We start from the raw sequence: 20,170 nt of genomic DNA, 5'->3' as shown, positions 1-20,170 counted from the left end.
AGCCGCACCGTTTTTATGATCGTTGGACGGAAGCCCGGGCGGTCTTGATGCCGCCCTAGGAAAGATGTGTCAGCCGCGAAAGGCCGCGTCTGCCGCTTGCGCCAGACCGGCCAGCGCATGGAAATGGTAATCGGGTTCGGTGAACTCTTTCGGGGCGATCGTGCCGCCATATCCGCTTTGCGCGTGCCGCCGCTGGATCCAAGCGTTTGTCATGCCCAATGCGCGCGAGATGCCGATATCATGATACTGGCTTTGCGCGGTATGCAGGATGTCCTCCTTCGACCCGCCATCCTGTTCCACATAGGCAAAAACCTGATGGAAGTAATCGGGGTCGGGCTTCTCGCAGCCGGTATCGTCGGTGGTGAACCCCGCCCAGAACGGCTGGCCCAGTTTCTCGGCATATTTCTCGAAAGCCCAGCGGCGGGCATTGGTCATGGCCACCAGCTTGTAATGCTGTTTGAGCATCGCCATCGCCTTGACGCTATCGGGGAAAGGCTTGGCCTCGCCCACGATGTCGATCATCAGCTGACGGTATTCTTCGGTGTCGGGCAGGCCCATCGCTGCGGCAATGCGCGCATAGCACCGCCCCAGATCATCGGGGAAACGCTGCGCGCCCTCTTCATAGCGCGCCTCGCGATAGACCGACAGCGCAGCCTCGTCGTCAATCGCCAGACCTTCCTTGGCCGCGATCTGCGCAAGCCCTTCTTTGATGGCCCCTTCGAAATCGATCAGGGTGCCGACCACATCGAACGTGACATAGCGAAAGGCGGTCAACGGTTTGGTGGCGGTGGTGGTTGCCATTTTCGGCAGTCCTTTCTGCGGGTGGACCGGAGGAGAGATCCGGCAAAAACGCGGGCGGGAGAGGTGGCGGCGGGCCTGCCTCCGCGCGAGGGTAGGCTGAGCTGCGGGCGCCGGTATCTCCCCTGCAATCTTGGTCTTACAAACCCCAGTGTGCCGAAGGATCCTGCGCTTGGAACACCGAATTGAGGGGGCTTCACGGCATAATCTTCTGTATCGATCCGCGCAGGGACAGAATTTCATGCGGCAAGGGCGCAACCGGCCCGAGGGCCGGCCGGCAGGGGTCAGTAGCCTTTTGCCTGATCGACCTGACCGGGCACGGGCGTTCCGTTGGTGGTGGCCTCGATCACGGCAAGCACATGGCGCGCGCCCTCCTCATGGCCGGTTTTCGCGGCAATATGCGGCGTAATCAGCACACGCGGATCGGCCCATGCCCAATGATCGGCAGGCAGGGGTTCGGGGTCGGTCACATCCAGCATTGCCGCAGCAATCCGGCCGCTGTCCAGCGCCGTTCTGAGCGCCTCCAGATCAAGCTGCGGCCCCCGTCCGGCCTGCACCAGCCGCGCGCCCTGCGGCAGTTGCGCCAGAAACGCGGCATCCATCAGCCCCCGCGTCTGCCCGGTCAAAGGCAGAAGACACACGAGAATGTCGCTGCGCGCCAGAAATTCCGGCAGGCCCGCCTGATCATAGACGGCACATTCTGCCGTGGACTGCCCCGAGCGCGACCATCCGGCCACCTCGAAGCCGAGCGCGCCTAGCGTCTGCGCGACAAGCTGCCCGATCCGCCCCATTCCCATGATCCCCACACGGGCCTCATGGGCAGAGCGGGGCGCATGCAGCTGCCAGCGTCCCTCGCGGGCCTGCGCGATATATAGTGGCAGATCGCGATGCAGCGCTAGCACCGCCATCACCACCCAGTCCCGCACCATCTGTTCGATACCCGGCGCAATCGTGCGCGACAGGATGACCCCTTCGGGCATGGGCGGCATCTGGTCCACCCCCGCCCCGACCGAGATCACCGCCCTGAGATTGGGATAGCGCGCCAGATCCTCCGGCGGTTGCCAGCAGGCGATATGGGTGATGGCGGCAGGATCTGTCACTGCCGCCTCGCCCATCACCATCTCGACCCCCGCACGGGCCAGCATCTGCGCCCAGACCGCACCGCGTTCGGGAACCGAAAGATACAGAAGCGCCATCAGGCCATCGCCGCGCGGACATCCGCATCATCCAGCGTCTCGTCCAGCACCGCCTTGGTGCGCGCCACGATCTGGTCGATCTCGTCATCGGTACAGCAGAGCGGCGGCGCATAACCGAAGATCCCCTGAGCGAAGGACCGCACGATCAGCCCCTTGTCCCATGCGCGATCAAACAGCCGTGTCGCCGGTTGGACCGAGGCAGGCAGGCGGGTTTTCTTGTCCTTATCCGTCACCAGTTCGAGTGCGGCCAACATCCCGCGGCCCCGCACATCGCCCACAAGCGGGTGATCGGACAGGCTCTGCAACCCCTCCATCAGACGCGCGCCGGCCTTGCGACCATTCTCCAGCAGCCCCCCTTCGTAAAGCGACAGCACTTCCAGCGCGACCGCCGCCGACACGGGATGCGCCGAATAGGTGAAACCGTGGCCCACCGCCTTGGCGCCCGCGCCCTCGGCAATGGTCTCGAACACATGGTCCGACATGAACACCGCCCCCATCGGCACATAGCCCGAGGTCAGGCCCTTGGCTGTGGTCATCATATCCGGGACGATGCCCTCTTCCTCGCAGGCAAAGAGCGGACCGGGGCGCCCGAAACCGGTGATGACCTCATCCGCGATAAACAGGATGTCCAATTCGCGGCAGGCCTCGCGCATGGCCTTGATCCAGCCCTTCGGCGGCACGAGCACCCCGCCCGACCCCTGAATCGGCTCGACATAGAATGCCGCGACGCGCTCCGGCCCGATCGCGGCCACCTTCGCCTTCAGTTCAGCAACCGAGGCGGCAATGATTTCGGCGTCGCTTTTCAACGGGTTGCGATAGGTGTAATGCGACGAGATCTTGTGCTGCCAGCTATAGGGCACACCGAACCCCTCGTGGAAACCGGCCAGCGCGGTCAGGCCCGCGCCCATGCTGGTCGACCCGTGATAGCCTTCCTCGACCGAAATGAACTGGTCCCGCCCGGGCTGCCCCTTGGCATGCCAGTAATAGCGCACGAAACGGATCGTGCTGTCGACAGCATCCGAGCCGCCCAACGAGAAATAGATATGGTTCAGATCCCCCGGAGCCCGTTCGGCCAAAGCCGCGGCCAGCTTGATCGGGGCTTCGGACCCAAGGCCGAAATAGCCCGTGGCATAAGGCAGCTTGCGCATCTGTTCAGCCGCCGCCTCGACGACGCTTTCATGGCCATAGCCCGCATTCACGCACCAAAGACCGGCAAAGCCGTCAATCAGCTCGCGCCCTTCGGCATCGGTCACCCGCGCCCCTTTGGCCGAGGCCAGCACCCGCACACCACGCGCAGCATGGCCTTGAAACGAGGACACGGGGTGGATCAGGTGCTGGCGATCCATCTCGATCAGGGAATTGGTCAACATTGACAGTCTCCTAAGATCAGCCCAGGGCCTGTGACACGAGGGCATAGGTTTTCAGTTCTAACGATTGCGCCGGTGCTGCGGCGCGGTCGCGGGTGCGGGCGCGCTCGCCCGCAGGGCGCACCATCGCGATCCCGCCCCCTGCATGGTGCAGCCCCAGCGCCTTGGCATGATCGGCCAGAGCGTGCTCGGGCGCGAAATCGACGCGCAGGAACTGCCCCGCCGCGCGGCAGGCCGCTTCCGAAAGCAGCGCCCGCGCGGCACGGTCATCTGCCGCAAGGATCGGCCCGATCACGTGCCCGCGTCCGAAGGCACGGATCATCGCCACCCCGCCCTGCGTGGCGATTACCTCGCCCTGCGCGGCAATCTCGTGCAGCACGCGGCTCCGCTCCATACCGGTCGCGGCGCGATCCGCCGCCAACAGGACGGCCAGATCTTCGGGGGTGGCCTCCCGCACCGGCTGTTCGGGGGCTTGGGCCTGTGCGACACCCTGATATTGCGCCACCTCGCCCACGGCCTGAAAGCCGAGCTTGCGATACAGCGGCAAACCGTCGGCAGTGGCCACCAGCCGCAGCTCCATGCTGCCCGCCCGATCCAGCAGCGTCTGCATCAATGCCCGCCCCAACCCGCGCCCGCGCATCGCCGCGTCGACGATAATCATATTCATCGTGCCGACATCGCCCAGCAGCGACAGGATCGCGGTCCCCACAACCTTGTCCCCCTGCAGCGCCACCACTGCCTCGGACACGCCCAGCACCAAGGCCCAGTCTTCGCGACGATGGGGCCATGCAACAGCCTGCGACATCGCATGGGCCTGCGCCAGATGCGCAGGCTCCATCGGCGCAATAGTGATTTGGGCGGCATCGGTCATGGCTCGGGTCTCTTTCCTTCTTGCATCTGTCCGGTCCAGACTAGCGCCTGCACCACGGCAGTTTCCCTTGCATCGCGGGGTCGGGCCGCAGCCTAGATCGCATTTGCCGCAGCCCGACAGCATTTTATGCCGCCCTTCAGGCCGCCTGCCGGTCGATCAGGGAGGACAACATCGCACAGGTGCCCTCAAGCTCGGACAGGGTGAGATATTCCTCGGGTTTATGCGCACGCGCAATATCTCCCGGACCACAGACAATGGCCGCAATCCCCGCTTGCTGGAACAAACCGGCCTCGGTGCCAAAGCTGACCGCGCCCTGTGCAGCCCGCCCCGTCAGGGTCTCGGCCAAACGGGCAAGAGGGGCCTCGGGAGCCAGCGCAAGGGCGGGATATTCCGACAGCCAATCGAGGCTGACCCCTTCGGGCAGATCCACCAGAACCTCCTGCAAGATCGCTTTGGGGGATACGCCGGCAATGGCCCGGGCCTCGATCTGGGCTTCGGCGAAATCCGGAATGATATTCACCGCCTGGCCTCCGCAGATCGTGCCGATCTGCACCGAGCTGTAAGGCGGGGCGAAGCGTGCATCCTGCGGCCCCCGCGTCAAGGCTTCCGCCTGCGCACAGATCCGCGCCAGCACCGGCACCAGCCGCTGGATGGCATTCTGGCCCAGATCGGGACGCGAGCTATGACCCGAACGCCCCTTGGCCGAAAGCCGCAGCGCCGCCTTGCCTTTATGCGCCAGCACCGGCACCAGTCCGGTGGGCTCGCCGATAATCGCCCCCTCGGGCGGCGCGCAGAGCGCAGGCAGGGCGGCCAGAAGATGCGGCACCCCTTTGCACCCCGCTTCCTCGTCATAGGACAGCGCGATATGGAGCGGCGCACGCAGAGCCATCCGCCCCATCGCGGGAGCCGCCGCCAGCACCGCAGCCACGAAGCCCTTCATGTCACAGGCCCCGCGCCCGATCAGCCGGTCCCCCTCGCGGCGCAGCACGAACGGATCGGCGCGCCATTCCGGTTCGGTGGCAGGCACCACATCGACATGCCCCGACAGCACAATGCCGGGCACGTCTTTCGGACCGAAGCTTGCGAAGAGGTTGGACCTGTCGCCCTCGGGCCCTGCCAGAACCGTCACCTCGGCCCCATGCGCGCGCAGATAACGCGCCACATCCTCGATCAGCGCCCCATTGGGCTGGCCGACCACCGTTGGAAAGCCCACCAGACGGGCCAGAAGATCCGCGGGCGTAAGCGTGGCGGGCATAAGCGTGGCGGGGCTCATGCTGCGATCACAAAAATTTTGCGCAGCGTTTCGAGCGTCTGCCATGTACCGACAAAGCCGGGCTTCAGGATGAAACTGTCGCCTGCCGCGAATTCATGACTGGCCCCGCCCTCTTCCGAAATCAGGCAGCGCCCCGACAGGATATGACAGAACTCGAAAGTATCGCCCTTCATCGAGACCGTCTTGCCCGGCGTAGCCTCCCAGATGCCGGTACGGATCTTGCCCCATTTGGCGGCCTCGGCCAGCGCGGCATCAAGCTCCCATGTCTTATACTGCGGCTGCCCCTCGATCAGCCGCTCGGGCGCGGCGGTCGCTTCGCGCGGGGGAAAGGCGGGCGAGGTCTCTAGAGGAAGAAGGCACGTCATGGGAGATCCTTTCGGCTAGGTGTGGGACGCATTCCGATAGACCCATCCTGCCCGATCCCGCCTGCGCCAAGGCATCGAAACCGTGGCACAGGCGGCAGCGCATGCCGATCTGCGCGCTGCAAACGGTATTTCCTGCGCTAGAGGCCGCACTTGCGGCACCTATGGTCGCGGCAAAGGCGTCAGGCTGGACCCATCTTACAGTTCCCGGAGACAGCTATGACCTTCCGCCCGAAATTCATCACCTTCGACTGCCACGGCACGATGATCAACTTCGACATGGCCGGTGCGGCGCGCCACCATTACAGCGCGCATCTCTCCGCGCCCGCAATGGACGCCTTCATCCGCGATTTCTCGGCCTACCGTCTCGACGAGGTGCTGGGCGCATGGAAGCCTTATGCCGAAATCGTCCATAACGCGCTGGAACGGACCTGCAAACGCAATGCTGTGCCATTCGATGCCGCAGTGGCGCATGATATCTACACCCGCGTGCCCACTTGGGGGCCGCATGCGGATGTGCCCGCAGGGCTGGCCCGTATCGCACCGCATATTCCGCTGGTGGCCCTGACCAACTCGATGAATGCGCAGATCCCGCATAACATCGCCAAGCTCGGGGCCCCCATCGCCCATGTCTTCACCGCCGAAAGCGCAGGCGCCTATAAACCGCAGATGAGGCCGTTCGAATATATGCTGGACGAGCTGGGCTGCGGGCCGGAGGACATCCTGCATGTGTCGTCGAGCTTCCGCTACGATCTGATGACCGCGCATGACATGGGCATCAAACACAAGGTCTGGGTCAACCGCGCCCATGAACCGGCCAATCCGTTCTACGGCTATACCGAGGTCAAGGATATCTCCGGTCTGGCCGAGGTTGTCGGCCTGTAGGCCGCAAGAAGGGGGAAGAGATGGATTATCACTCCTACTGGCATGACACATCGACCCCCTTCGCCCATGCCCAATCCGGCGCGGTCGAGGGGCAGTTCGACGTGGTCGTGATCGGCGCAGGCTTCACCGGCCTGAACGCCGCACGCAAACTGGCGAAGGAAGGTGTCCATGTGGCGGTTCTGGACGCCGCCCATGTGGGCGCGGGCGGATCGGGGCGCAATGGCGGGCATCTCAATAATGGCATCGCTCATGGTTATGGCGACGCCAAGGCACATCTGGGGGCCGAACAGGCACACCGCCTTTACAAAGCCTATGACCGCTCGATCGACATGATCGAGGCGCTGGTGGCCGAAGAGGGCATCGATTGCAACTTCCGGCGGTCGGGCAAGCTCAAACTGGCCTCGAAACCGAGCCATGTAGCGGGGCTGCGGGCCAATTTCGAGCTGATCCACCGCGAGGTCGACCCCGAGACCCGCTGGATCGAACGGCCGGGACTGGCACAGGAGATCGGCTCGGACGCCTTCCACGCCGGAATGCTCTACGAAAAAAGCGCGATGATGCATATGGGGCGCTATGTGAACGGTCTGGCCGAGGCCTGTCACCGCCACGGCGCGAAACTCTGGGAATATGCCCCGATGACGGCGCGGCGCAAAACCGCGACGGGCTGGGACATCCTCACACCGCGCGGCACCCTGTCGGCCAACCGTGTGATCCTTGCCACAGGGGCTTACGGAGGGGTCGTGCCCGAGGCGCCGCTGAGCTATTTCCGCAAGCGGATGATTTCGGTCGGGTCCTTCATCATCGCCACACGCCCGCTGAGCCCCGCAGAGGCGGCCAGCATCGCCCCCGCCAACCGGACCTATGTCACCTCGATGAATATCGGCAACTATTTCCGGCTCTCGCCCGATAACCGGCTGATCTTCGGTGGCAGGGCGCGGTTTTCGGCACGCTCGGATCAGGCCTCCGACGCGAAATCCGGCGCAATCCTGCGCCGCGCGATGCTGCGCCTGTTCCCCCAGCTTACTCCGGTGGAGATCGACTATTGCTGGGGCGGGCTCGTGGGCATGACCAAAGACCGTTACCCGCGCGCGGGCGAAACCGATGGTCTGCTTTACGGCATGGGCTATTCCGGCCACGGGGCGCAGATGTCGACGCTGGTCGGGCAGGCGCTGGCCGATATGGCCTTGGGACGCGCCGGAACCAACCCGCTGGCCGGGCTGGAATGGCCCACCATCCCGATGTATAGCGGCAAACCGTGGTTCCTGCCTCTGGTGGGGATGTATTTCGGGCTGAAAGACAGGCTCTCCTAGCTCCCGCCCCCCCCCGCGCCAAGGGCCGCACCCAAGGGCCGCGCGTCCTGCGCGGCTCGTCGTGCGGGGATAGGGTGTAATGCGGCGTCAGGCGCGGGAAAGATGCTGTCTTTTTCCTCCGACGGGCGGGGGATGTGGAATATCGGCCTCTGCTCGGTTGCCCGATCTGTCACGTCGTTGTAATCAGCTAGAACCTGCCCATCCGCCGCCTCTCAAGGGAGATAGAGTGTCCTATCAGCCAACCACAAAATCGGATACTATCGCCCAGCAACTGTCCACGCGCATCATCCGTGGCGAATTTGCCCCGGGCGAAAAGCTGCGTCAGGATCTGATCGCGCGCGAATACGGGGTCAGTCAGGTCACCGCCCGCGAAGCCCTGCTGCGGCTGGCCTCGCAGGGGCTGGCCATCAGCCTGCCCCGTCGCGGCATGTGCGTCACCCCGATCGACAAGGATGCGATCGAGGAATTGCGTCTGATGCGCCACGCGCTGGAGCCGCTGGCGCTGGAGCGGTCGGTGCCGTATCTGAACCCCGTCCAGATTGCCGAGATCGAACATCTGCACGAGGCCTGCAATGCCGCCGCGACCGCCGAAGATTGGGAAGAGGCCAATCGCGGCTTCCACATGGCGATTATCGCAGGCTGCCACATGCCGCGCCTTGTCAGCGAGATCAGCAACCTCCAACTGCTGTATGCGCGGCACTTCAAAGCCCGCTATAGCGACAAATGGCGCCGCAGGGACGACCCTGACCACGCCGCGATCCTCAGCGCCATCAAGGCCCGCGATGCCGCACGCGCCCGCACGGTGATGCAGCGCCATCTGATGCGCTTTTCCTGATCGGGGCAGCTCCGACCGGTTTGCGCGCCACGATCCACACCGCCTGATAGGTCAGCGACACCCCCTGCGCCGTGCCGAACTGCTGTCGATAGGCGGCCTCGAAACGGGCAAGGCGGGCGCGGGTCCAGCTTTGCCGCGCCTGTCCGTTGACCCCTGTGCGGCGCAAATGACGCAAGACCTCGCGTGGCGAGGGGAAATAGAGCGGCGAGAGATCCTCGCCACAGGCCAGAACGTCCAGATCGGGCGCCACGGCTGCGGCCAGAGCGTGGCGAGGACACAGCCCAGGGGCCTGTGCCTGCGAGCCGAGCGCGGACAGTTCACGGAAATGCCCGGGCCCGAAGCCCGAAAGCGCCAGCCACCCCCCCTCCGGCAAGGCCCGCGCGGCCCGTCGCACCAGCGCCAAAGGGTCGGGCAGCCACTGGATCATCGAGGCCGACGCGATAAGCGAGGGCACCTCGGGCCAGTCGAGCGCGAGGGCATCGCCGCAGAGGAACGTCGCTCCATACTGCCGTGCCGTCTGGCAGGCCGCAGGGGAAAGGTCATTGAGCGTCATCTGGGGACACTCGAACTGGCGTTGCAGCCGCGCGGTCAGATGCCCCGTGCCGCAACCGAGTTCAAGCACCGAGCCGAACCGCGCCGGTGCACCGGCACGGGCCAGCGCCCCCACCAGCAGATCCGCAATCCGTGCCTGCGGGCAGGCCGCTTCGTGATAACTGTGGAAGCTGCGGCTGAAGCTGCGCTGCACCCGCTGGGACAAAAGTGCGCTCATTGCAGCCAGTCCTGCCAGTCCTGCCCCGCCCGAAACGGCACATGGGGTGCATCGACAAACCGCACAGCCGCAGCGCGGGAGTGCCACGCATATTCCTGTGCCTGTGGCGGCACGATCCTGTCGCGGCGGGGAATCCAGATCCGGTCGAAGGCATAGGCGGGCGCAGGGCCGCGCGCCATCACCGCCAGCAATTCGGCACGGGCCGCCTCCAGATCAAGCTGCGGCGCAGGGCCTGCCAGTCCGGCGCGACGGCAGAAGGTGGCAAATGTCGTCGCCGTCAACCCCTCGGCGGTGGCCCGCACCCGCTCGGGCGGTATGCCGGAGGTGACCGATGCAGGGGTCAGGGTTCCGGCGATCGCGACAGAGCGACGGAGGCGGAGACCCCGCCCCACCAACTTCTGCCCCGCCAACCAATGCGCCGCGCCTGCAACGCCGAAGGAATAGGCCACAAGATCGATATGGGCATATCCCTCCAGCGGGGGCAGATCGACCGTCAGATCCTGGTAATCATCCAGCAAAAGCACATCGGTCTGGCCCACCATCCCCGCAAAAGCCGCCGCGCCAAGCGCCCATCCGCCAAAGACCAGAAGCAGGTCGCGGTGCTTCCGTGGCCCGAGCCATTGCCCTTTCATCGGACTCCCTCCGCCAGTTCCAGCATGGCAGTGCTGACCTTGCGCAATTCGGCAGGGGTGATCACGAAGGGCGGCATGCAATAGATGTTGCGCCCGAAGGGACGCAGCCACACGCCCGTCTCGCACGCCCGCCGATGCGCCAGATCCGGATCGACGGGGCGGTCCATCTCGATCACGCCAATGGCCCCGAGAACCCGCATATCGACCACATGCGGTAAATCCCGCGCGGGGGCCAGATCCTGCGCAAGCTGGCGCGAAATGGCCGCCACCTCGGCCGCCCAATCACGTTCGTGCAAAAGCTCGAGGCTGGCAATGGCCGCCACACAGGCCAGAGGATTGGCCATATAGGTCGGGCCATGCATCAGCACATTGGCGGCACTTTCCCCGATCCCACGGGCGACGGCCTCGGTCGCGACGGTCGCCGCCATGCTGATATGCCCGCCGGTCAGCGCCTTGCCGATGCACAGGATATCGGGGGTGACGGCGGCATGATCGGCCGCAAACAGCCTGCCCGTGCGCCCGAACCCCGTGGCGATCTCGTCCAGGATCAACAAAATGCCATAGTCCCGACACAGCGCCTGCGCGCCCTGCAACCACGCGGGGTGATAGAAATACATCCCCCCCGCCCCCTGCACCACCGGCTCCACGATCAGCGCCGCCAGCCGATGCGCGTTCCGCGACAGGAGCACCTCCAGCGCGCCCAGCCCGTTCTGTGCCGGATCGGCAGACCAGTCCTGCCCGAAGGCAATCGGCGGACGCGGCAGGAAATGCTGGATCGAGAGCCCGCCCTGAAACAGGCTGTGCATCCCCGTCTGCGGGTCACAGACGCTCATCGCCTTCCATGTATCGCCGTGATAGCCACCACGGATCGTGGCAAACTCGGCCCGCTCCGGATGGCCCATCGCCCTTTGGTATTGTACCGCCATCTTCAGCGCCACTTCCACCGCGACCGAACCGCTATCGCAATAGAACAGCCGGTCCAGCCCCTCGGGCAGAAGCGCCACCAGACGCTGGCCCAGATCGATTGCGGGCATATGGGTCAGGCCACCAAACATCACATGCGGCATCCGGTCCAACTGGCGGTGCATCGCTGCGGTAATGGCGGGATGGCGATGGCCGTGCACCGCGCACCACCACGAGGACATCGCATCGATCATCCGCCCGCCATCGGCACGGGTCAGCCACACGCCCTCGGCCTCGGTGACAAGATGCATCGGACCGGGATCGAGCACATTGGTATAGGGGTGCCACAGATGGCGGGCGTCAAAGGCAAGGGCTGTCACAGATGGCTCCGGATGGTGGCAAGATCGATGCCGTCAAAGGCGCGGGCAAGGCTGTCGCGCCCCAGATCGGGCAGCAGCGGCAGGCGGCCCAGACGGGGAATGGCGCAGGTGTCCACGATGCTCTGCTCGACATCGGGGGCCGGATCGCCCACGAACGCGACGCCAATCACCGAACAGCCCGCCGAACGCAGAGCCAGAAGCGACAGCGCGGTATGGTTGATCGTGCCAAGCGCCGTGCGCGCCACCAAGATCACCGGAGCCTGCCAGAGCCGGAACATATCCAGAAAGAAGGCTTTGCGCGTCAGCGGCACCATCACGCCCCCCGCGCCTTCCACCACCAGCGGCCCGTCCACCGCAGGAAGGGCCAGCCGGTCCGGATCGATCTCGATGCCTTCCGCCTCGGCAGACAGATGCGGCGAGGCGGCGCGGCGCAGGCGGTAGGCTTCGGGCAGAGGCGTCACCCCTGCCAGTCTTGACACGATCAGGCTGTCGGTCTCCTCCTCCAGCCCCGACTGGACAGGTTTCCAGTACTGCGCACCAAGCGCCGCTGTCAGACCTGCGGCAAACACGGTTTTGCCAATGCCGGTATCGGTTCCGGTAACGATGACGGCGCTCATGCGGCCTCCTTCTGATAGGCGGCGAGGGTTTCGAACAGGGCGGCAATTTCGGCAGGGGTGACATTGCCCGTCACCGAGATCCGCAGCCGCGCCGTGCCGCGCGCAACGGTGGGCGGGCGGATCCCACGCAGGTCGAACCCCTGCCCGCGCAAACGATCGGCCCATGCCATCACCTGCGCATCCCCGCCCAGTATCACCGGAATGATCTGGCTGTGCAGTCCGGCGCGGTCGATCCGGTGCAGCCGCGCCTGATCATGGGCAAAGGCAATCCGCGCCTGCGCCTGTGCCACCAAGGCAGGCGTTGCGGCCAGATGCGCGAGAACCTCGCGCAAGAGTGCAGCCGTAAACGGGGCCGGCGCGGTGGCAAAGATGAAAGGCCGCGCACGGGAGACCAGACTATCGATAAAAACCTTCGCGCCACAGACAAGCCCGCCCGAAACGCCCAGCCCCTTGCCGCATGTATGCAGGCTGAGAACCTCGGCCTGCAGACCATGCGCCAACCCGCGCCCCGACGGGCCAAACACCCCGGTGGCATGGGCCTCGTCCACCACCAGCACCGCCTCTTCCGCCTGTGCGAGGCGGTCGAAGGCAGCCAGCGGCGCCAGATCGCCCTCCATCGAATAGACGCTTTCCACCGCAATCCAGACCTGCCCGCGCCCCCCCGATGCCCGCCAGTCCGCAATCGTCTGGCGGGCCGCCTCGACATCATTATGGGCAAAACTGCGCAGGTCGGCCCGCCCCAGCCGGAAGCCCTCATGGGCGCTGGCATGGACCAGCGCATCATAGGCCACCAGATCGCCCGCCGCAGGCAGCGTCGAGAAGATCGCCTGATTGGCCTGAAAACCACCGCCCATGAACAGCGCCGCTTGCGCACCGAAAAAGGCGGCGGCTTCGGCCTCCAGCGCCTCGTGTTCGGGATGGTTGCCGCGCAAGAGCCGCGAGCCCCCCGCGCCCAGAGGCACATCGCGCGCCAGAACCCGCAGCGCGGCCTCCTTGACAAAGGCCGAGCCGGTCAGGCCCAGATAGTCGTTCGAAGCAAAATCCACCCCCTGACGTGGCGCGACAACCCTGCGGCGATGGCGTGCCTCCAGATGGCCGAGCATATCGTCCAGACGCGCGAGAGCCTTCATTGCGCCGCCCTCACTCTGCGGCTTTTGTCTCGCAGCGCCCTGCCATTGTCTCGGCACGCAAGCCGAGCTTGGCAAACAGGACCGCATCCTTGTCCTCTTCGGGGTTTTCTGCCGTCAGCAGGGTCTCGCCCACAAAGATCGAATTCGCACCCGCCAGAAAACACAGGGCCTGCATCTCGTCGCTCATCTCGCTGCGCCCTGCCGAAAGCCGCACATAGGAGGCCGGCATCATGATCCGTGCCGTCGCGATCAGCCGCACGAAGTCGATCGGGTCCACCGGCTTGGCCTCTGCCAAAGGCGTATCCGCCTGCGGCATCAGCATATTGATCGGCACGGAATCGGGCGCAGGGTTCAGATTGGCCAGCGTGACCAGCATATCGACGCGGTCCTGCGCATGCTCGCCCATCCCCAGAATACCGCCCGAGCAGACTTTGATCCCCGCCTCTTTCACGCGGTTGAGGGTGTCGATCCGGTCAGCGAAACTACGCGTGGTGATCACCTCGGGATAATAGCGCTCGGAGGTGTCGATATTATGGTTATAATAATCGAGACCGGCATCGCGCAGGCGGATCACCTGACTGTCATCCAGCATACCAAGCGTCATACAGGTTTCCATACCGAGACCGCGCACCCCTTCGACCATCGCCACAAGGGCGTCCATGTCGCGCTCTTTGGGCTCGCGCCATGCCGCCCCCATGCAAAACCGCGTGGCCCCTCCGTCACGCGCCTTGCGGGCCGCGCTGAGAACACGCTCCACCTCGATCATCTTCGAAGCGGAAAGCTGCGAGCCGTTCCGCGCCGATTGCGAACAATAGGCGCAATCCTCGGCACAGCCGCCGGTTTTTATCGATAGAAGGCGGGAAGTCTGGATCTGGTTAGGATCGAAATTCTCCCGATGCACCGATTGAGCGCGAAAAAGGAGATCCATAAGCGGCATATTATAAAGAGACTTTGCGGCCTGGCTGGTCCAAGTGCTGGCTGTAGTAGACATTATCGACAAAAACCCAATATTTCATATCTCGTAAATTTATTATCGATATTATGAAAGGCATCAAGCCCTTTTCTTGCCCTGCGCCAGACAAGCCTAGCAACCAGCGCCTAACCTCCTACAGGAAAAAGAAAAAACGTTACGTCCGCCCCGCAATCCGCGCGGACCAAAGGCAAAAGCGCATAAAAACGCCCCCGCGAGGGAGTGTCGCGGGGGCGGGCTCGCCCTGCGGCATAGGGACCGCAAGACAAAACGGATGGATCAGGCCGCTTCGGGCTGACGCCAGCGCGGGAAGGGGTCGGGCAGGTCGGCCCAGCGATGCGGCGGGCACTCTTCGGGGTCGACAAGGGCCGCATCAAGCGCCTTGGTGATCCCCTCCTTGTCGAGCCCCGCCCCGATAAACACCAGTTCCTGACGGCGGTCGCCATAGGGTTCGGCCCAGTGATGTTCGAGATATTGCCGCGCGCTGGGGCTGTCGGGCCAGCGATCTTGCGGCACCGATGCCCACCAGATCCCCATCGGGCGCACCGCCGAAAGCGCCCCCGCCAGCGAGAACTCCGCCAGCCAGTCGGGGCGGGTCGCAAGCCAGAAATGGCCTTTTGCACGGATCACCCCCCGCAGCGGCCCGTTCAGCGCATCATGGATGCGTTGCGGATGGAAGGGCAAACGCGCGCGATACACGAAAGAGGACACGCCATATTCCTCGGTTTCCGGCACATGATCGGCAAAACCATACAGCTCTTTCGCCCAGAGCGGGTGGTCATGCGCGGTGTCGAAATCGAACAGGCCCGTGTCGAGAATACGCTCGGGCGCAACCTGCGAATGGTCCGTCTCGATGATCTGCGCATCAGGGTTCAGCGAGGTGATAATCTTGCGCGCCGCATCCACCTTGGCAGGCCCCGCATCGCTGACCTTGTTCAGCACCACCACATCCGCGAACTCGATCTGGTCAACCAGCAGGTCGACAATCCGCCGCTCGTCGCCCTCGCCCAGACTTTCGCCGCGATCGGCGATGAAATCATGGCTGGAATAGTCGTTCAGCAGGTTGGCCGCATCGACCACGGTCACCATCGTATCAAGCCGCGCCACATCCGAGAGGCTGTCGCCGTTTTCGTCGCGGAACTCGAAAGTCGCCGCCACAGGCAGCGGCTCGGCGATACCGGTGCCTTCGATCAGCAGATAATCGAAACGCTTTTCTTCCGCGAGACGGCGCACCTCGGCCAGAAGATCGTCACGCAGGGTGCAGCAGATGCAGCCATTCGTCATCTCGACGAGCTTCTCCTCGGCATGGCTCAGCTCTGCCCCGCCCGAACGCACCAGATCGGCGTCGATATTCACCTCGGACATATCATTCACGATCACCGCCACACGGCGGCCTTCGCGATTGTTCAGGATCGCATTCAGCAATGTCGTTTTTCCGGCGCCCAGAAAACCTGAAAGCACCGTGACCGGCAAGCGGGTATCTTCGACTGACATGGTAGGCCCATCCTTTATGTCATCTTTTGTTATGTTATACTATAACAAATCATATCCCGTCACGGAGTGCAAGAGGCCATATGACCGGCGCCCACCCTATCTGTATCGCGCCACCAAGAGAAAAACTCCTCCGACGGCTGGACCTGTCGGGATCTTTGACCTAGCCTGCTCCTATCGACCGAGCGGCAACTAGGGTTCCGGGCGCTATGCGCCGTCAGCGACCGAGCGTTGCAGAGACCGGAGGCCATATCCTCTGGCTGCACCCGAGGGATAAAATCCCAGAGGCGGAGACGTCGAGATCAACCAACGCCCGAGCACGTCTTCGGGCGCATCAAGGGGGTCTCCATGACGCTATCTGCCATTCTTCTGGTGCTCTGCGCCGCTTTTCTTCACGCGGGCTGGAATTTGCTGGCAAAACGGGCGGCTCAGGCCGGACCGGTTTTCGTGCTGGCCTATTCGGCCTGCGCCTGCCTGATCTACACGCCTTGGGTGGTTTGGATTTTCTGGCGCAGCCACATTGCGGAAAGCGCCGCAGACCTTGATGCCACCGGCCCGAGCCTCACGGGGCTACTGGTGATGGTGGCCAGCGGGCTGATCCATCTGGCCTATAATCTCTGCCTGCAACAAGGTTATGCCAAGGCCGATCTGTCGGTCGTCTATCCGGTCGCCCGCGGGACGGGGCCGCTTCTGTCGGTGCTCGGGGCGTTTGTTCTGCTGCAAGAGCCTGCCAGCCTCACGGGCATCGCGGGGATGCTCTGCGTGGTGACGGGAATCGTGCTGATCGCGTCACAAGGACGGCTGGCGATGTTCTGGCGACCGGAGGGGCGGACGGGCCTGCTTTGGGGGCTTCTCACCGGCAGCCTGATTGCCTGCTACACCCTGACCGATGCGACCGCCGTCAAGCTGCTGGGGGTGGCACCTGTCCTGCTGGAATGGGTGTGCAACCTGATGCGTGTGGCTATGCTGGCCCCTCTGGCCCTGAAAAACCGCCATCTTGCAGGTCAGCGCATGCGGGGGCACTGGAGACGGGCGGCGGGCATCGGGCTCTTTTCGCCACTTGCCTATATTCTGGTGCTCACCGCCATCGCGCATGGGGCACCGCTCAGCCTCGTGGCCCCGCTGCGCGAAAGCTCGATGATGGTCGGGGCCTTGCTGGGGATGGTGCTGCTGAAAGAGGCTGTCGGTCCGGCACGTCTGGCAGGATGCGCCATTCTGGTGCTGGGGGTCGTCTTGCTCTCGGGCAGCTAGGCTCGCCTGCGCAAAGCTGGTATGGGCGGAACCACCGATGATGATGAAAGGATGTCCCCATGATCGCCCCCACCGCCTCTTTCAAAGACAATCTGGCGCTTTTGCCGCCCATCGACGGGCTGAGCCGTATCGAATTGCTGGATGCGACAGGGACGGTTCTGGCCCGCATCGAGAACCAGCCGGGCAAACAGGGCTCGCTTGCCGTCTATCACTATCTCGCCCAGATGTTCGGGGCGCTGGATGCACAGGCCGCAACCTACGCCATCGCGCTTTTTGCCGAACATAGCCTTGATGCCAAGGCCCGCCCCGGGGCGCATCCCAATATCGACCGGCTGTTCGAGATCACCCAAGGAGCGCCCGCGCAGACACTGCGCGTGGTCGCCAAGGCCTAAGCATAAAACGCCCCTCCCCGCCAAGCGCGCGGGAAGGGGCGGCCATAGGGCGATGGCTCAGCCAACCAGCGCGGCGTCGTCACGCTTGACCGCGATCACGGTCGAACGCGGCAGGCCACTGTCCGAAGGCCAGCTTCCGCCGGGGTGCTGGATGCCGACAAACATCGTGCGGCGGTCTGCCGACCAGCACAGGCCGGTGATCTCGCAGCCCGTCGGGCCGGTCAGGAAGCGCGCAATCTCGCCGGTGACGGGATCGCCCGCAAGTTGCTGGTTGTTGCCCATGCCTGCGAAATCGCCTTCATTGCTGTCTTCGCCATCGGTCTGGATCCACAACAGGCCCGCGCTGTCGAAGGTCATCCCGTCGGGCGAGTTGAACATATTGCCCTGCGTGACATTTTTCGAGCCGGCATAGGCATCGCCATGCACGGTCGGGTTGCCCGCCATTACGAACAGATCCCATCTGAACGTATCCTTCGCATGGTCATCCTCGTCGGGATACCAGCGTACGATCTGGCCGTAATGGTTGGCCTGACGCGGGTTCGGACCACCAACGGGGGTCTCGTCACCACCGGCATTGGGCTTCACACCACGGTTCTTGTTATTGGTCAGGCAGCAATAGGCCTCGACCGCATAGGGGTTGACGGCGATCCATTCGGGACGGTCCATCGTGGTCGCGCCCAGCTTCGAAGCCGCCTGACGCGCAAAGATCAGCATCTCGGCTTTGTCCATGCCGGTGCTCTCCGGCGTCAGCGCCATCCATTCGCCGGTCTGGTCATCATTGAACTTGGCCACATAAAGCGTGCCGTCATCCAGAAGACCATCCGTCGGCTGACCCGCGACATAGGGGTTGGTCGACACGTAGCGATACAGGAACTCGCCGCGCTCGTCATCGCCCAGATACACCACCACACGCCCGTCGGGCGCCAGCGTCACCTCGGCGTTCTCGTGCTTGAAACGGCCCAGAGCGGTGCGTTTGACCGGCGTGCTATCGGGATTGGTCGGGTCGATCTCGACCACCCAGCCGAAGCGATGCGGCTCGTTGGGGTTATGCGAAAGATCGAAGCGCGCATCGAATTTCTCGTAGCCATACTGGCTTTCGTCTGCCAGCCCGTACCGTTCGTAACCGGCCTGCACCAGATCCGACAGCCCCTCGGCCTTGCCACCGAAATAGCCGTTAAAGTTTTCCTCGCAGGTCAGATAGGTGCCCCACGGGGTTTTGCCCGCCCCGCAATTTCCCATCGTGCCCAGCACATTCCGGCCCTCGGCATCCGCAGCCGTCTGCAACAGCGCATGACCCGCTGCCGGACCGGACATGGTCATCGGCGCATTGTGATGCAGACGGCGATTGAAGCGCGATCCCTTGACCGGCGCGAAACCGCCCTGCCCTTCGGCGATTTCCATCACCGTGACACCTTGGAAATTCTGCAGCATCCGCACATCCTCAGCCGATTGCGGCACGCCGTCCTTGGTGTGGGGAAGGTTGGTTTCGGGGTTCACATATTCATTGTTCACGGCAAGGATCTCGTGCCCGCCGATCTGGAAGGTCTCCATACCGTCGGTATTCTCGCCAAAGACCTTATCGGAGTCTGCCAGCGACACACCTGTGGTGGCCTCGAACCCGCGCACATCCTCGAACAGGGCATCGCCCCAGCTGACCATCGGCTTCCAGTTCCAGCCCTCGGGGACGTGGACGGTCATATCGGTCTGCGCGTCAATCGGCGTGAAGGGGAAGCGCGACACGGCCTGCGCCTGTGCCGAGGTCGAATTCAGAAGCCCCGCCCCCATCGCGACCGCGCCCGAACCAAAGGCTACGATCCCGCTCAGGAAACCACGGCGCGAGATTGCGCGTTCGACAACACGATCGAAGTCATTCTCTTCCGGACGGGGGAAATGCAGCTCGTCCCATTCATCCGCGGGCATCTTGTGTGGTGGCAGCTTGCTCATCTTGGCGATCCTCAAAGGTAATTCGTGAGCAAGGAGTTAATAAGCCCATGAAAAAGTTTCGTGACAGTCCGGACAAGAAATTGCGACACGCGTGCCGCGGGAATGCTGTGAGCGCTGACAGAAGTATTTTGCGATTTATGTAGAAAAAATCTTGACTTGTCAGCCAAAGCCCCCAAATCTTGCGATGACATGGTGGGCAGAGGTTGTGCCCCGCGCCAAAGATCAAGCAAACCACTTGTTCAGGCGGCATGTCAGGTAAGGTTCCGATTGCGCCGCATTCCGGCCCCGTTCGGGCATTTACCGCCTGTGTCAGAAACATCTTTCGGGATGCACGGCACATTGTTCTCCGGCTCGCCAGCTTGGAAAATTCATGAAACTGTCATGGATTTGTTTCCAATTTGGAAAGTTTCGGGGCGCATACTCTTCTCGTCCTCCCTCTGCAACCTGCAGGAAGACGAAACACACCAAGCTTGCTTTACGAGCATATAATAAAAAAAGGAAATCCGAATGGGATTGAAACTGACTGAACTGAACAACCATCGCGCCAGCGGCGAACTCGATGGACAACCTTTCGAACTGATCGTCGAAAACGGCCAATACTATGTGCGTATCACATCGGAAGACGCAGCCACCGGCACGGACTGGACGCTTGCAGATACCTTTGTGGCCCCCGCATCCGCCCGTAAGGGCGTGGCAGATCGCGTCCGCTCCTATGCCTATGCAGCGACCGCGAAATACCGCCAGTTCCAGCGCTTCGGCACGATCTGAAGCTCTGGCTGAGCCTCTGGTTTTTT

Annotated in this window: 20 protein-coding genes; 6 read left to right on the top strand and 14 right to left on the bottom strand. The window is 63.7% G+C overall.

Features of this window, described 5'->3' with window-relative positions; translation table 11 throughout:
- Positions 1-69: 69 nt before the first annotated feature.
- From WDB86_RS15690 to WDB86_RS15665, 6 genes are all read right to left on the bottom strand, one after another.
- Positions 70-801: an HAD-IA family hydrolase gene (locus WDB86_RS15690; protein ID WP_341485697.1), complete on the bottom strand. Its 732-nt coding sequence runs from the start codon at positions 799-801 to the stop codon at positions 70-72.
- Positions 802-1,082: 281 nt separating this feature from the next.
- The gene (locus WDB86_RS15685) at positions 1,083-1,994 is read right to left on the bottom strand and encodes a glyoxylate/hydroxypyruvate reductase A (protein ID WP_341485696.1); all 912 of its coding nucleotides are present in this window, start codon (positions 1,992-1,994) and stop codon (positions 1,083-1,085) included.
- A complete protein-coding gene (locus WDB86_RS15680) occupies positions 1,994-3,364 on the bottom strand; it encodes an aspartate aminotransferase family protein (RefSeq protein WP_341485695.1) in 1,371 nt (456 codons plus the stop codon). Before WDB86_RS15680 ends, WDB86_RS15685 begins: the two co-directional genes overlap by 1 nt.
- A 16-nt stretch (positions 3,365-3,380) precedes the next feature.
- A complete protein-coding gene (locus tag WDB86_RS15675) occupies positions 3,381-4,232 on the bottom strand; it encodes a GNAT family N-acetyltransferase (RefSeq protein WP_339109555.1) in 852 nt (283 codons plus the stop codon).
- Positions 4,233-4,368: 136 nt separating this feature from the next.
- A complete protein-coding gene (argE, locus tag WDB86_RS15670; RefSeq protein WP_341485694.1) occupies positions 4,369-5,505 on the bottom strand; it encodes an acetylornithine deacetylase in 1,137 nt (378 codons plus the stop codon).
- Positions 5,502-5,870 carry a cupin domain-containing protein gene (locus WDB86_RS15665; RefSeq protein ID WP_330647190.1) on the bottom strand — a complete coding sequence of 123 codons (369 nt, stop codon included), beginning with the start codon at positions 5,868-5,870 and terminating at the stop codon, positions 5,502-5,504. Before WDB86_RS15665 ends, argE begins: the two co-directional genes overlap by 4 nt.
- Positions 5,871-6,086: 216 nt before the next feature.
- On the opposite strand from WDB86_RS15665, the gene WDB86_RS15660 reads away from it, so the two are divergent.
- The 3 genes from WDB86_RS15660 to WDB86_RS15650 all read left to right on the top strand — a co-directional run bounded on the left by WDB86_RS15660 (position 6,087) and on the right by WDB86_RS15650 (position 8,897).
- Positions 6,087-6,752, top strand: coding sequence for a haloacid dehalogenase type II (locus WDB86_RS15660; protein WP_330647191.1), 666 nt, complete (start codon positions 6,087-6,089; stop codon positions 6,750-6,752).
- Between the two features lie 20 nt (positions 6,753-6,772).
- The gene (locus WDB86_RS15655; RefSeq protein WP_341485693.1) at positions 6,773-8,062 is read left to right on the top strand and encodes an FAD-binding oxidoreductase; all 1,290 of its coding nucleotides are present in this window, start codon (positions 6,773-6,775) and stop codon (positions 8,060-8,062) included.
- Positions 8,063-8,288: 226 nt separating this feature from the next.
- Complete coding sequence (locus WDB86_RS15650) at positions 8,289-8,897, top strand: GntR family transcriptional regulator (protein ID WP_341485692.1); 609 nt, start codon at positions 8,289-8,291, stop codon at positions 8,895-8,897.
- Here the strand turns inward: WDB86_RS15650 and WDB86_RS15645 are convergent.
- The 7 genes from WDB86_RS15645 to WDB86_RS15615 all read right to left on the bottom strand — a co-directional run bounded on the left by WDB86_RS15645 (position 8,833) and on the right by WDB86_RS15615 (position 15,792).
- On the bottom strand, positions 8,833-9,666 hold the full coding sequence (locus WDB86_RS15645; protein WP_341485691.1) for a methyltransferase domain-containing protein: 834 nt from the start codon (positions 9,664-9,666) through the stop codon (positions 8,833-8,835). The two genes, WDB86_RS15650 and WDB86_RS15645, sit on opposite strands and share 65 nt — an antisense overlap.
- Positions 9,663-10,298, bottom strand: coding sequence for a pimeloyl-ACP methyl esterase BioG family protein (locus WDB86_RS15640; RefSeq protein ID WP_341485690.1), 636 nt, complete (start codon positions 10,296-10,298; stop codon positions 9,663-9,665). The genes WDB86_RS15645 and WDB86_RS15640 overlap by 4 nt, the downstream gene beginning before the upstream one ends.
- Positions 10,295-11,581 (bottom strand): adenosylmethionine--8-amino-7-oxononanoate transaminase, encoded by a 1,287-nt coding sequence (gene bioA, locus WDB86_RS15635; protein ID WP_341485689.1) that lies wholly within the window; start codon positions 11,579-11,581, stop codon positions 10,295-10,297. Before bioA ends, WDB86_RS15640 begins: the two co-directional genes overlap by 4 nt.
- Positions 11,578-12,198, bottom strand: coding sequence for a dethiobiotin synthase (gene bioD, locus WDB86_RS15630; RefSeq protein WP_341485688.1), 621 nt, complete (start codon positions 12,196-12,198; stop codon positions 11,578-11,580). The genes bioA and bioD overlap by 4 nt, the downstream gene beginning before the upstream one ends.
- Positions 12,195-13,328, bottom strand: a complete 1,134-nt coding sequence (locus WDB86_RS15625; protein ID WP_341485687.1) for an aminotransferase class I/II-fold pyridoxal phosphate-dependent enzyme — start codon at positions 13,326-13,328, stop codon at positions 12,195-12,197. Before WDB86_RS15625 ends, bioD begins: the two co-directional genes overlap by 4 nt.
- Positions 13,329-13,338: 10 nt before the next feature.
- Positions 13,339-14,319, bottom strand: coding sequence for a biotin synthase BioB (bioB, locus tag WDB86_RS15620; RefSeq protein WP_341485686.1), 981 nt, complete (start codon positions 14,317-14,319; stop codon positions 13,339-13,341).
- A 258-nt stretch (positions 14,320-14,577) separates the two neighbouring features.
- Complete coding sequence (locus WDB86_RS15615; RefSeq protein ID WP_339109548.1) at positions 14,578-15,792, bottom strand: GTP-binding protein; 1,215 nt, start codon at positions 15,790-15,792, stop codon at positions 14,578-14,580.
- A gap of 345 nt (positions 15,793-16,137) precedes the next feature.
- Between WDB86_RS15615 and WDB86_RS15610 the strand changes: the two genes are divergently transcribed.
- Together WDB86_RS15610 and WDB86_RS15605 are read left to right on the top strand one after the other, a co-directional pair.
- The gene (locus tag WDB86_RS15610) at positions 16,138-17,040 is read left to right on the top strand and encodes an EamA family transporter (RefSeq protein ID WP_341485685.1); all 903 of its coding nucleotides are present in this window, start codon (positions 16,138-16,140) and stop codon (positions 17,038-17,040) included.
- 59 nt (positions 17,041-17,099) lie between these two features.
- Positions 17,100-17,432, top strand: a complete 333-nt coding sequence (locus tag WDB86_RS15605) for a DUF2322 family protein (protein WP_341485684.1) — start codon at positions 17,100-17,102, stop codon at positions 17,430-17,432.
- A 57-nt stretch (positions 17,433-17,489) separates the two neighbouring features.
- Here the strand turns inward: WDB86_RS15605 and WDB86_RS15600 are convergent, their stop codons facing one another.
- Entirely contained in the window at positions 17,490-19,376 is a 1,887-nt protein-coding gene (locus WDB86_RS15600; RefSeq protein ID WP_330647202.1) for a PhoX family phosphatase, read from the bottom strand.
- A gap of 507 nt (positions 19,377-19,883) precedes the next feature.
- Here WDB86_RS15600 and WDB86_RS15595 point away from each other — a divergent pair.
- Positions 19,884-20,144, top strand: a complete 261-nt coding sequence (locus tag WDB86_RS15595) for a hypothetical protein (RefSeq protein ID WP_330647203.1) — start codon at positions 19,884-19,886, stop codon at positions 20,142-20,144.
- Positions 20,145-20,170 lie beyond the last annotated feature (26 nt).

Source organism: Thioclava sp. GXIMD4215, assembly GCF_045291555.1.
Lineage (GTDB): Bacteria > Pseudomonadota > Alphaproteobacteria > Rhodobacterales > Rhodobacteraceae > Thioclava > Thioclava litoralis.
Note: the sequence above shows the minus strand (reverse complement) of the source record. Positions and strands in the feature narration are given on the sequence as shown.